Origin of the sequence: Lascolabacillus sp. (genome assembly GCF_028696275.1) — a bacterium.
GTDB classification, from domain to species: Bacteria; Bacteroidota; Bacteroidia; order Bacteroidales; family Dysgonomonadaceae; genus Proteiniphilum; species Proteiniphilum massiliensis.
Genome location: NZ_JAQVHI010000003.1, coordinates 3,529 through 17,277 on the forward strand (window position 1 = coordinate 3,529; position 13,749 = coordinate 17,277).

Sequence of the window (13,749 nt, forward strand, 5' to 3'; positions counted from 1 at the left end):
TATGTTAACCTAATAAATAATTTTTTTTAGTAGATTCAATTATCGTTATAATCATAATCAATGACTATTATCTTTAAAAGGTTCTCTGACGTTTATTGGCGATAAACTAATTCAAACTGCGATTGTTATATAGTCATCAATGAGAACTAAACACGTTTTTTAATTCAATTTATTATGCAAGTAGCAGTCTGGGACACCTATGTAACTAAAAAGGATGGCATGATTATGCATTTTGATATTATAGCTCCTGAGGAGGTTAAAGATGCAGAAACTATATATAATTACGGCAGGGAGTATTTGAAGAGCAAAGGTGAGGAGGGTCAGCCGCTTACCTCTGAAGAGTGCACGTTTTGCCATATCGAATCCCTGAAACCTGAACATGAGGAGGAGATAAAGACCAAGGGCTATTATATTGTTGAAATGGAGAATTGCTGAGATTACAATTTATCATAGAGCTTCCTAAATATTATAGAACTTACAACTATGAGAACATCAACTGTTTTATCTGTTCTCGTTGCACTGTTATTTATGTCGTGCAATGAGCGGGGGTCTTTTAATCGTACTGAGATTGTTTGGGATAACTGGGGGGTGCCGCATATTTATGCTCAGAATGAGGCTGAGATGTATTATGCTTTCGGATGGGCTCAGATGCAGAGTCATGCTAATGAGATTATGAGGTTGTATATTGAGTCGCGAGGTAAAGGCAGTGAGATTCGTGGTGAGAAGTCTTTGCAGATGGATAGACTGGTCTACTTATATGATCTGCCTGGAAAAGCTGCTGCTCAGTATGCTGGTTTTGAGGGTGATGAAAAACTGTTTCTGGATGCTTTTGTGAAGGGGCTGAACGACTATGCAGCGGCTCATCCTGATGAGATTGATGTGATATACAGGGGTTTTCTGCCATTGACAGCCATTGATGTTTTGGCTCACAGCAAGAGGGTTATCAATATTGAGTTTCTGGCTGTTAGTGATCTGATTACAGGTTATAACGAGCTGAAAGATATGGAGGGTGCAGCTATACCCGGATCTAATTCTTATGCGATTGCTCCTTTGAAATCTGAATCGGGCAACGCTATGCTGGTGGCTAATCCTCATTTGCCGTGGGGTGACTTTTATCGATTCTATGAGGCACATCTGAATGCTCCTGATTTTAATGTGTATGGGGTTACTCTAATAGGTATGCCTATACTTAATATCGCTTTTAATGAGAACCTCGGATGGACTCATACTGTGAATACAATTGATGCATCTGACAGGTATGAATTGAAGCTTGAGGGTGATGGGTATATTCTTGATGGTGAGGTAAAGCCTTTTGAGGAGAAGAGCGTAACAATAAATATTTTGCAGGAGGATAGCAGTTTCGCTGAGAGGGAGCTGGTTATGAAGTATTCGGAGCATGGTCCTGTTCTTGGTGAGCAGGGTGATGTAGCTTTTGCTGTCAGAATTGCGGGAATGGAGAATGATTCCTATTTTTATCAGTATCACAAGATGGGTAAGGCTCATAATTTTAATGAGTTTGAAGATGCTGTAAAGATGATGCAGATCCCTATGTTTAACCTGATTTATGCTGATAAAGAGGGAAACATTATGTATCTTTTTAATGGTAATGTGCCTGATAGAAGTGAGGGTGACTGGAGCTTCTGGAGAGATAAGGTTGATGGTACGCGTTCTGATCTGATATGGAACAGTTATCTTGATTATGATGAATTGCCTAAGCTTCTTAACCCTGAAACGGGGTTTGTGCAGAATGCAAATGATGTGCCGTGGACTGCAACCTATCCTCTCTTATTTGATAGTAAGGAGTACTCTGCTTCTATGTCGCCGCAACTGGAGGAGTATCCTACATCTTTCAGGGCTCAGAGGGCTATAAACCTTATTAAGGATGATGAGTCGGTCACTTTTGAGGAACTGGTGGACTACAAGCTGAATACTGGAATGGAGATTGCGGATCGCTTTCTGGATGATCTCCTGGCGGCTGTGGAGCAGTATCCCGACTCAGTAACTTTACTGGCTGCCGATATTTTAAAGAGATGGGATGGAACTACTGATGCTGACAGTAAAGGCGCCGTTCTTTTTGCACAATGGTTTGATAAACTAGATAACAGCATGTTTGCAGTACCATGGAGCGCCGATAGTCCTGTTACAACTCCTGATGGTTTGAATGATCCTGAAAAAGCTGTTGCCTTACTAAGAAAAGCGGCTATTGAGATTGAAGAGGAGTATGGCTTTATGGATGTTGAATGGGGTTATGTAAACCGCTTCAGTGTTGGCAATATTGAGTACCCTGCAAATGGAGGAAAGAGTGATTATGGTGTTTTCAGAACTATGTATTTCCAACCTAAAAAGGGGAGCTATAGAAATTATGTGTATCACGGAGATACATTTGTAGCTGTTGTTGAGTTCGGAGATAAGGTAAGAGCTGAAGTTTTACTGAGTTATGGCAACTCATCTCAGCCAGGCAGCAGGTTTGTGGGTGATCAGCTTGAAATGCTGTATGAGAATAGATTGCGAACAGCTCTGCTAACCAGAAAGGATGTTCTGGATAATATGGTTGAAATGAAGGTATTCAAATGAGTGAATCGTACTGGGTTCGAACCAGTGACCTCTGCCCTGTCAAGGCAGCGCTCTGAACCAGCTGAGCTAACGATTCGGGCCTGCAAATTTAATAATAAATTTGCAGAATATAACTATAATTCCGGTTCCCAACCTGGCTCATATTCGCGACTCCATAAATTCATTGCATCACGATCAAACATTCTGCCGTTGGTTTCATCGATATCAAACCCTTTACCTATTCTGTAGGCTATGTTTGAATAGTGTACCATGGCCATGCTTATGCTTGCATCATCAATTGGTGCAGTGAGTTTCTCCTTGCCTCTTATTGATTCGAAGAAGTTGATAACATGACCTGTTGTCATATCGCCTCCTCCGCCTAAAACATTGCCTGCCTCGATTGCTGATGATTTATTATCTTTTACAACTTTTCCGCCTCTGTCGTACAGGATATATTTATCACGATTTACAAAAACAGAACCTTCGCTGCCATAAATTATTGTTCCCCTGTCACTATTGTAGGTCAGGTAGCCGTTGCGACTCTTGCCATCCCATTTGATGATTTTATCATCTTTGAAACGGAAGGTTGCGTCCATAGTGTCATACATCTCCCATCCATCATTAATGAAGTGACGCTTTGCAGCCTCTACGTCAACACGTGTGGGGAAGTTAACTTGCAATGCCCATCTTGCAACATCCAGTTCGTGAGTGGCGTTATTGCCTGTTTCAGCTGTTCCATAATCCCAGCCATACCAGTGCCAGTTATAATCCCATGTCTCCGAAGTATATTCACGACGTGGTGCCGGACCCTGAAATAGTTCCCAGTCGAGCCCAGCAGGCACAGGCACTCTCTTCTGCAGAGGTACTTCTCCTCTTGTATTACTGTAAAATGCCACCGCTTTATATGGTGTACCAATGATTCCGTTATGTATCTCATTGATAATCTCAATTGTGTGGTCTGAAGAGCGTTGCTGATTTCCCATCTGAACTACCTTGTTGAACTTCTTTGAAGCGGCTACCAGCAGCTCATTTTCGAACATGTTGTGACTACATGGTTTTTCTACATATACATGTTTGCCGTTCTTCATTGCCATAATTGAACCTGGTGCATGCCAGTGGTCGGGTGTAGCATTGAAGATTGCATCTACCTTATTATCATCAACAACCTTACGGATATCTTTTTCAAGCTTTGGTGTATAATTTATATGCTTTGAAAATATTTTTGCCGCATTGTCCATCTGTTTATCATATACATCGCACAGATAAACAAGTTCAACATTTGCGCTCTTCATTGCGATTGGCTCAATAAATCCACCTAATCTTCTTCCAAGCCCAACAACAGCAACCCTGATTCTGTCGTTCGCTCCAATTATTCTACTGTAGCTCTTTGCTGATGTTCTTGTTACTGCAGCTTTTTCTGATGCAGTGATGGCGGGTGCTCCCACGGCTAAGCCTGCGGCTCCGGCTCCCATCTTTTTGATGAAATCTCTCCTGTTTACGCTCATTATCTCTGGTATTAAGTTAATATATAAAATTTGAATTTATCATGATATTTATATGATCATGATCATTTCTGCCCTATTCCTCTGTATTCGAAACCATAGGCAGCCATATCTTCTTTATTATAAATATTACGTCCATCAATTACCAAATGGTTATTCATTATTTTACTTAGAATCGACCAATTGGGTAGTCTGAACTCCTTCCACTCTGTTGGTACTATCAGTGCATCAGCCTCATTGGCAGCATCATAAATATCTGTAGCGTAATATATCCTGTCATCCAGATATTTGCGTGCTTCCTGCATTGCAGCGGGATCATATGCACGAACATTTACACCTTCCTTTAAAAGACTCTCAATTAATGTCAGTGAGGGTGCATCCCGCATATCGTCTGTTTCGGGTTTGAATGATAATCCCCATACTGCTACTGTTTTACCTTTAATATCTCCGTTATAATAGCGGTTGAATTTATGGAACAGTATACCTTTCTGTCGGTTGTTAACCTCCTCGACTGCTTTGATTACAGTCATTTCATATCCCACATCCTCTCCTACTTTCATTATTGCACGTATATCTTTTGGAAAACAGCTGCCGCCATAGCCGCAACCGGGATAGAGAAAGCTTCTGCCAATGCGGGAATCGCTTCCCATACCTCTGCGTACCATATTTACATCAGCTCCAACAATTTCACAAAGGTTGGCAATATCGTTCATAAAGCTAATACGTGTCGCAAGCATGGCATTAGAGGCATATTTTGTCATCTCGGACGATAAAATATCCATGAAGATGACCCTGAAATTGTTGAGCAGAAATGGGCGATACAGTCTCGACATAAGATTTTCAGCCTCTTTACTCTCAACGCCTACAATTACACGGTCGGGACTCATAAAGTCGTTTATTGCAGCTCCCTCTTTCAGGAATTCAGGGTTAGAGGCTACATCAAACTGAAGATCATTCAGTCCTCTTTCATCAAGACGTTTACGAATTAATTCTCTTATGCGGTATGATGTACCAACCGGTACTGTGCTCTTGGTTACTATCAGCAGATGTTTGTTCATATTATCTGCGATAGTGTTTGCTACAGTCATAACATACGACAGGTCAGCATTTCCCTCTTCATCCGAGGGTGTGCCTACTGCAATGAATATTATATCCATTTCATTAAGAACAGATGTCAGATCAGTTGTGAAGTGTAGTCGCTCCGCATCATAATTTCGTACAACAATACTCTTTAATCCGGGCTCATAGATAGGTATTATTCCCTTCTTGAGACCTTCGATCTTCTCGCTGTCGATATCAACACAAGTAACATCCACTCCCATCTCTGCAAAACAGGCACCAGAAACTAAACCTACATAACCTGTTCCGACAATTGCTATCCTCATATCTTATGTTTTATATTATACTTAATTATTTAAATTATAAAGAGTTATACGCTATATTATCTTTTTATCCAACTGTGCTGACTGGCATATAACTTTAAATAGATCTTGTATCTCTATTAATTATGTATCTCAATTGATCTTAAAAAAACAGCAGATCTTTATGTATTAACCAATCACTCTTTATATCTCATATTATTGAACTCGCCTGTCAACTTCTTCCTGAGGTTGTTTACAGGGTAAAGCACTGTTAACAGCCCGATTAAGCTTACTACGGCAATAACAATCAGTATATCCGTGAACTTAACTATTACAGGGTAAGCATCAATTATATATGCACCTGGAATATTGCTCAGACGTATTAACCCGAAATGCTGCTGCAAAAGACATAGAACCAGTCCTATCACTATACCAGCCACTATCCCTGAGAAAGTGATCAACCACCCTTCATTAAGAAATATTCGTGAAATAAGAGTGTTGGAAGCTCCCATGTTTCTAAGGCTGTTAATATCATCTTTCTTCTCTACAATGAGCATAGAAAGTGATCCTACAACATTGAAAACAGCTATGAGCAGTATAAATGCCAGAATGAGAAATGTTACCCATTTCTCCACCTGCAGCATCCTGTATGATTCTCGTTGCTGTTCAAAGCGATCCTCAATAAGAAATTCATCACCAAGAATATTCCTGATCTGATTTTTCACTCTTTTTACTGATGCTCCCGGTTGAAGTTTTATATCGAGTGAAGTTACTTCATTACTATAGTTAAGCAGTTCCCTTACCTTTGAAATTGGCATGATTGCCATCTGCTCATCATACTTTGGTGTGTTAAGGCTAAACACTCCTCCTATCTGCACATAACCTGTTGTGAAAGCTGCCGCTGGATTTGCAAGATTGACTCTCACATCTCTTTTTGGTGCATAGATCTCAATCGGATTTATGAATCCGGGACGTGCTCCCAGCGAGACTGCCAGACCTGTACCTAATGTTGTGTAATCAACTACATCTTCTCGAAGTTTGAATGATCCGTCGACCATCAGTTTCTCCATATCGGTCATATTACTGAACTCCTGTGAAACTCCTTTCATGAGTACAGGAACCTGCTGACCATTGAAGCTGAACAGGGCATTCTCTTCGAGTGACTCTGATATCATCTGTATCCCTTCAACCCGTAATGCTTCATCAAACTGGGGTGTATTGTAGTTAAATACCTTACCCTCTCTTACAGTTATCTTTAAATCGGGATCAAATGCACTGAACATACCCTCAACAATACCTCCGAAGCCATTGAAAACGGATAGTACCACCACCATTGCCATTGTTGCAATGGCAATACCGCAAACGGATATGGCAGAAATCACATTTATTGCATTGTGCGATTTCTTGGAGAAGAGGTACCGGCGTGCTATGAATAGTGATATGTCCAAAGCAGAGATTTCAGTCGTTTTTCAACAATCTGTCAATATTCTCAACATAATCAAGTGAATCATCAACATGAAAAGTTAGCTCTGGTATTACCCTCAATTGATTTCTCAATCTTTTACCCAAGTCATACCGAACAGATTTAACGTTCTCATTAATATTCTTAACTAACTCTTCACCTTTATCTGATGGGAAAATACTTAGATATGCATGTGCAACACTGAGGTCGGGCGATACACGCACATTTGTCACCGAGATCAGTACCCCCTGCATCTTCTTGGTTTCCAGAAGGAATAATTCGCTCAGTTCTTTCTGTATCAACCGATTTATCTTTTGTTGTCTGTTCGAGTCCATAATATTTACTTTTTTCTGATAAGCGTTAAACCGTCACGAACTGCTAATATAACCTTTTCGACACGATTATCGCTTTTCAAATGAGTATTAAATTCCAAAATACCTTTTGTCTGCCAGTCATTACTCTTCGGCTTTTCCAGAACCTTTCCATGCCAGAGAGTATTATCCGCAAGTATGAAACCACCCTGTTTCACTTTAGGGAGAATCTTCTCGTAGAGCTGCCAATAGTCACGTTTATTACCATCCATAAATACCAAATCGAAAGTACTATCCTCATAATCAAGCACAACTTCATTGGCATCACCAATTATCAGAGTGATCTTATCGCTGTAGGAGGAGCGACTAAAATTTTCGCGTATTATATCCTCCATCTCATCATCTATCTCGATAGTTTCAAGAGAAGCACCATCTTCAAGTCCCTCAGCAATGCAGAGCGCGGAATAGCCTGTGTAGGTTCCAACTTCAAGCACTCTTGAAGGACGAATCATCTGTACCAGCATTTTAAGTAATCGTCCCTGCAGGTGACCTGACGACATATCTCCGTGAAGCAGCTTTACATGAGCCTCACGATATATCTGACTTAACAGCTGAGGCTCCTCATCGATATGTTCAATTATATAATCTTCAATCGATCTCATTTACCGGTTAAATGAATATGATTTCAATAATACTTTTAGTGATTCAAAACTAGTTTGAATCACTAAATTACTATGAAAACATCAAGTATTTAAAACAATTGAATTAAAATTTACTACATCAGAGTTAAAATAATTCAGTTGGTTAAATTACGCTGTGTAGTCGGGCAAATTATATTTCTCTTTTGCTTCAAGAATTCTCCAGGCATCCACAACTTCCAGATATGTTGTTCCGCCCACTTCACCAAAGCTCCCTCCCAGATATGCAACTCTGTCATCAGGTTCAATCATCTTGTTTTCGATGAGTCGGCGAATTGCCTCTGTAAAATATGCCCTGCGACTCTCTTTTGTGTTGCCATCTCCTTTACCCTCCTGGAATTCAGCCATAATACCATAAGAGAGTGCAAGTTCGCGTGCAAGTCTCTTTGTTGTTGTGATGGCGTATATAGGGCTCTTACCTCTGAATGCTGCAAGCACCCTTGCTGTTCTTCCGGTGTGACTGTCTGTTACAATAGCTTTTACACTAAGCTTGTTAGATGTTTTTACTGCCTGTTTCGCAAGAAATTCAGTAACATCACCCTCTTTATAGGTGTCATACGGAACACGTATATCATTATCTGTCAGTTTAGTAAGCTCTGCTTCGTAGGCTGTCCTTGCCATTGTCCTTACAGCTTCAACAGGATACTTGCCATAGGCAGTCTCACCACTTAGCATAACAGCATCAGTTCTGTAATAGATAGCATTTGCTATGTCGGTAATCTCTGCACGTGTGGGGCGTGGATTATGAATCATCGAGTGCAGCATCTGAGTTGCAACGATAACAGGCTTCTTATGATGAATTGCCTTTTTGATAAGGACACGCTGAATGCCCGGAATCTTCTCCTGTGCCACCTCAATACCAAGGTCACCACGAGCAATCATTATACCATAAGCCGATTCAAGAATCTCATCAGCATTATCAACACCTTCCTGATTCTCAATCTTTGCAATAATCTTTATTGTGCTGCCCAACTCATCAAGTATCTCCTGAACAACCTTTATATCTTCAGCATTTCTTACAAATGAGTGTGCTATAAAATCAACATTGTGCTTTGCAGACAATGCAATGAATTTTTTATCTCTTTCTGTGATTGCTGGCAGATTGATACGTACACCCGGAATATTTACACTCTTTCGGCTGCCAATCACACCATCATTCATCACACTGCAGATAAGATGATCTTTGTTAACTGTAATAACTTTCAGATCCACTTCTCCATCATCAATAAGGATATCATCGCCAACACGCATCTCTTCAGCAATATTGGAGTATGAAATATAGATAGTTTCATTGGAAGAAACCCCTTTCGGGTCGCCCACAATTTTCACAAGTTCCCCGGTTTTAAGTTCAATTGGATTATTTGCAACCGTTGTTCTGATTTCCGGTCCTTTTGTATCTACTAGAATGGCTATCTCTTCAGAAACCTCTCTTACATTGTTTATAATTTTGAGGAAACCCTCTTCGTTTAAATGTGCGGAATTAAGTCTCACTACATTCATTCCGGCTTCGTACAACTGTTCTAAAAACGGTACTTCGCAACGTTGATCGGATATCGTTGCAACTATTTTTGTTTGTTTCTGCATATTTTATATTAATGATTCGATTATCAGTAATCGATACTGATCATTTTAACGTTTAAGTTCAAATATTGTTTGCCAACTGCAAAGCCTTAATTGCCAGTTTATATGAGTTTAACCCAAAACCGGCAATTACACCCATGCAAACAGCAGAAATCATAGATTGATGTCTGAACTCCTCTCTTGCATGAATGTTTGATATGTGAACTTCTATAACTGGTGTCTTAACTGCCTTAATTGAGTCTCTTATTGCCACTGAGGTGTGAGTATATCCACCTGCATTAAGAATAATTCCGTCATAGTTAAAGCCTGTTTCCTGAATTTTATTGATTATTTCACCCTCTACATTCGATTGGAAATAATCTATCTCAATATCTGGAAAGCTAATCCTAATATTTTCCAGAAACTCCGTAAATGTTATACTTCCATATACTCCCGGCTCGCGTGTTCCGAGCAGATTGAGGTTGGGACCGTTTATAATTTGAATTTTCATAAATCAGAAAGCTTTTTATAATTTTTTTATATGGAAACAGGATACAAAGATACTATAATATTCGCATATTGTTATAAACAACTAAGGGTATCACATTACGCGATACCCTTAGAAAAAAATATGTTACTAAAAATTTAGTTTATCTGTTCAGCAGGCTGTTTTACTCCCTCACCTTCGGTTTCCGATGAGCCGAAGTTTGCTTCTGCCATACGTACATAGGATTTATATCTCCATTGAGCATTCTGTCTTGCAGCTTCAAACAGCTCATCTGCCTCTGCAGGGAATGCTTTCATCAACTGTGTATAGCGCACCTCACCCTTCAGGAAGTCAACAAACTTATCCCACTCAGGCTCTTTACTGTCGAGCTGGAAAGGATTCAGTCCCTGCTCCTCAAGACGTGGGTCGTAGCGCCACAAGTGCCAGTAACCACTCTCAACAGCAGCCTTCTGTTCCGATTGAGCATGTCCCATTCCCTTCCTTAATCCATGACTGATACATGGTGAGTATGCAATTACAATTGAAGGTCCGTTATATGACTCAGCCTCACGGATAGCTTTCAGAGTTTGTCCCTGATTAGCACCCATTGCTACCTGTGCTACGTAAACATAACCATAGGTGGTAGCAATCATACCAAGATCTTTCTTACGTATGCGCTTACCTGCTGCTGCAAACTTAGCCACAGCTGCAATTGGGGTTGATTTGGATGACTGACCTCCAGTGTTGGAGTAGACTTCTGTATCAAGTACAAGGATATTTATATCCTTTCCGCTTGCCAGAACATGGTCCAGACCACCAAAACCTATATCATATGCCCATCCATCTCCACCAAACACCCAGATAGATTTCTTAGCAAGATACTTTTCAAGTGAAAGTATCTCCTTGGCTAATGGAATATCACTACCTGTCAGCGAAGCAACAACTTTAGCAGATATCTCTTTTGATAGTTCAGCACTATCTTTATTCTCAATCCATAGATTAAACAGCTCTTTCTGCTCTGCCGTAAACTGATCGGAAGCGATAGCATCCTTCATCAGATTTTCTATTCTGTTTCGCATACTTGCCTGAGCAATTGCAAAGCCATAACCAAACTCTGCGTTATCTTCAAAAAGTGAGTTTGCCCAAGCCGGACCTTTACCTTCCTCATTTTTAGTATAAGGAGTTGCAGGTGCTGATGCCCCATAGATTGAAGAACAACCTGTTGCGTTTGCAATCATCATTCTTTCTCCATAAAGCTGAGTAATTAGCTTGATGTATGGTGTTTCACCACATCCTGAACAAGCTCCGGAGAACTCAAACAGAGGAGTGGCAAACTGAGAGTTTTTAACATTGAGACTGATATCAACAAGATGAGCTTTACTTGTAACGTTCTCCATCATCCAGTCCCAATTCTTCTGATTTTCAAGCTGAGACTCAATAGAAACCATCTCAAGAGCTTTTTCTCCTTTTCTTCCGGGACAAACATCGGCACAATTACCGCAACCAAGACAGTCAAGAACATCAACCTGGATACGGAATCCCATTCCTGCAAACTGTTTACCTTGAGCTTTTAGCAGTTCCACTCCTTCGCCTACACCTTTCTGCTCTTCCTCATCAAGCATGAACGGACGGATAGTAGCATGAGGACATACATAAGCGCACTGATTACACTGTATACAGTTTTCAGGCTGCCAAACAGGAACATTAACAGCTACACCACGTTTTTCATACTTGGTGGTTCCTGTTTCCCATGTTCCGTCTTCACGACCAGTGAAGGCTGATACCGGCAGGCTATAGCCATTTTGTGCATTAACCGGACGAACGACCTTTCTGATGAATTCAGGAGCATCATCTGTTGTATCTGTCGATACCACAAGGTTTGCCCATTCCTGAAGAACTTCCACTTCCTCAACATCACCACCGCGATCAACAGCAGCATAATTCATCTTAACAATGGTTTCACCCTTTTTACCGTATGACTTAACGATGAATTTCTTCATCTGTTCCACAGCAAGATCGTAAGGAATTACATTTGAGATTTTGAAGAAAGCCGACTGCAATATTGTGTTGGTTCTGTTGCCCAGTCCGATCTCTTCTGCAATCTTTGTGGCATTTATTATGTATAGCTTGATATTGTTTACTGCAAAATATTTCTTCACATGATCGGGCAGGTGATCTGCCACCTCTTCCTTAGGCCACAGAGAGTTTAGAAGGAAGGTACCATTCTTCTTAAGTCCTGCAGTCACATCATACAGATGCAGATAGGCCGGAACGTGACATGCTACAAAATTAGGAGTATTTACTAAATAAGGTGACCTGATCGGGTTATCGCCAAAACGGAGATGAGAACAGGTAAATCCTCCAGATTTCTTGGAGTCATACGCAAAATATGCCTGAACATACTTATCTGTATTGTCACCTATAATTTTAATGGAGTTCTTATTAGCTCCAACCGTACCATCAGATCCAAGTCCGTAGAATTTAGCCTCATATGTTGTTTCATCCATAGAGATCTCAGCCTTTACAGGAAGCGATTTGAATGTAACATCATCAACAATACCGATAGTGAAATCGTTCTTAGGCATACTAAGAGAGAGATTTTCGAAAACCGATAATATTTGTGACGGTGTGGTATCTTTAGATGATAATCCATAAATACCTCCAACAATCTCAGGAGCATTTTCTTTTCCATAAAAACTGTTCTTCACATCCAGATACATCGGCTGACCAGGTGCTCCCGGTTCCTTTGTACGGTCGAGTACTGCAATACGCTTTACTGTATCAGGTATAACCGACAGGAATGCCTCTGCCTTGAAAGGACGATATAGGTGCACTGCAACAACACCCACCTTCTCGCCTTTAGCTCTCAGGTGATCAACAACCTCTCTGATTGTTTCTGTTACAGACCCCATAGCAATGATAACCCTTTCTGCTTCAGGATCACCGTAATAGTCAAACAGACCATACTTGCGTCCGGTTACCTCTGCCAGTTTCTCAAGATACTTCTCAACAACATCGGGAACATTATCATAAAATGGATTAGATGCTTCACGCGCCTGAAAATAGATATCATCATTCTGAGCTGTTCCTCTGGTAACAGGGTTATCAGGTGTTAGTGCTCTTTCACGGAATTCTTTCAGTGCTTCCTGATTTAAAAGCGGTGCCAGATCTTCATTTGACAATGCTTCGATCTTCTGGATTTCGTGTGAGGTTCGGAATCCGTCGAAATAGTGAAGGAACGGCACGCGGCTCTCGATGGCTGCAAGGTGAGCAACTGCTGCAAGGTCCATTACCTCTTGAACAGAGCCTGTTGCAAAAAGAGCAAAACCTGTAGGTCTTGCTGCCATAACATCCTGTTGATCACCAAATATTGATAATGCATGAGATGCAAGTGCGCGAGCTGAAACATGAAATACTCCGGGAAGAAGTTCCCCGGCCATCTTATACATATTAGGAAGCATCAGAAGTAACCCTTGTGATGCTGTAAATGTAGATGTTAGTGCACCGGCCTGCAGAGATCCGTGCATTGCGCCGGCAGCACCGGCTTCTGATTGCATTTCCTGTACTAAGACCGGCTGTCCGAAAAGGTTTTTTCTTCCGGCAGCTGCCCATTCATCTACATACTCTGCCATAGTAGACGAGGGTGTAATCGGGTAGATTGCAGCAACCTCGCTAAACATATAGGCGATATGCGCTGCGGCCTGATTACCGTCGCAGGTTAAGAATTTTTTTTGTTTTGCCATAATTATATGATCTATATACTTAATGATTTCAAGCGCAGTTAATTAGTTATTATTCATGTGTGATTTAGACTA

Annotated in this window: 10 protein-coding genes and 1 tRNA gene; 2 read left to right on the forward strand and 9 right to left on the reverse strand. The window is 40.8% G+C overall.

What is annotated here, in order from left to right:
• Positions 1-174 precede the first annotated feature (174 nt).
• Positions 175-435: a DUF2024 family protein gene (locus tag PHO43_RS01550; RefSeq protein WP_053826778.1), complete on the forward strand. Its 261-nt coding sequence runs from the start codon at positions 175-177 to the stop codon at positions 433-435.
• A gap of 48 nt (positions 436-483) precedes the next feature.
• A complete protein-coding gene (locus PHO43_RS01555; RefSeq protein WP_288009192.1) occupies positions 484-2,574 on the forward strand; it encodes an acylase in 2,091 nt (696 codons plus the stop codon).
• Between the two features lies 1 nt (position 2,575).
• On the opposite strand, the gene PHO43_RS01560 is transcribed toward PHO43_RS01555, so the two are convergent.
• The 9 genes from PHO43_RS01560 to nifJ form a co-directional block, all read right to left on the reverse strand.
• Positions 2,576-2,650: transfer RNA gene (locus PHO43_RS01560), tRNA-Val, on the reverse strand.
• A gap of 37 nt (positions 2,651-2,687) precedes the next feature.
• Positions 2,688-4,058 carry a Gfo/Idh/MocA family protein gene (locus PHO43_RS01565; RefSeq protein ID WP_288011051.1) on the reverse strand — a complete coding sequence of 457 codons (1,371 nt, stop codon included), beginning with the start codon at positions 4,056-4,058 and terminating at the stop codon, positions 2,688-2,690.
• A 62-nt stretch (positions 4,059-4,120) separates the two neighbouring features.
• Positions 4,121-5,440: a UDP-glucose dehydrogenase family protein gene (locus PHO43_RS01570; RefSeq protein ID WP_045088968.1), complete on the reverse strand. Its 1,320-nt coding sequence runs from the start codon at positions 5,438-5,440 to the stop codon at positions 4,121-4,123.
• Between the two features lie 173 nt (positions 5,441-5,613).
• The gene (locus tag PHO43_RS01575; RefSeq protein ID WP_045088967.1) at positions 5,614-6,864 is read right to left on the reverse strand and encodes an FtsX-like permease family protein; all 1,251 of its coding nucleotides are present in this window, start codon (positions 6,862-6,864) and stop codon (positions 5,614-5,616) included.
• A gap of 10 nt (positions 6,865-6,874) precedes the next feature.
• Positions 6,875-7,213: a 30S ribosome-binding factor RbfA gene (gene rbfA / locus PHO43_RS01580; protein ID WP_045088966.1), complete on the reverse strand. Its 339-nt coding sequence runs from the start codon at positions 7,211-7,213 to the stop codon at positions 6,875-6,877.
• A gap of 5 nt (positions 7,214-7,218) precedes the next feature.
• Positions 7,219-7,851 carry an O-methyltransferase gene (locus PHO43_RS01585; RefSeq protein WP_045088965.1) on the reverse strand — a complete coding sequence of 211 codons (633 nt, stop codon included), beginning with the start codon at positions 7,849-7,851 and terminating at the stop codon, positions 7,219-7,221.
• Between the two features lie 147 nt (positions 7,852-7,998).
• Positions 7,999-9,471 carry a pyruvate kinase gene (pyk, locus tag PHO43_RS01590; RefSeq protein WP_053826782.1) on the reverse strand — a complete coding sequence of 491 codons (1,473 nt, stop codon included), beginning with the start codon at positions 9,469-9,471 and terminating at the stop codon, positions 7,999-8,001.
• Between the two features lie 58 nt (positions 9,472-9,529).
• Entirely contained in the window at positions 9,530-9,958 is a 429-nt protein-coding gene (gene aroQ, locus PHO43_RS01595) for a type II 3-dehydroquinate dehydratase (protein ID WP_053826783.1), read from the reverse strand.
• Positions 9,959-10,092: 134 nt separating this feature from the next.
• A complete protein-coding gene (gene nifJ / locus PHO43_RS01600) occupies positions 10,093-13,677 on the reverse strand; it encodes a pyruvate:ferredoxin (flavodoxin) oxidoreductase (protein WP_045088962.1) in 3,585 nt (1,194 codons plus the stop codon).
• Between the last annotated feature and the right edge of the window lie 72 nt (positions 13,678-13,749).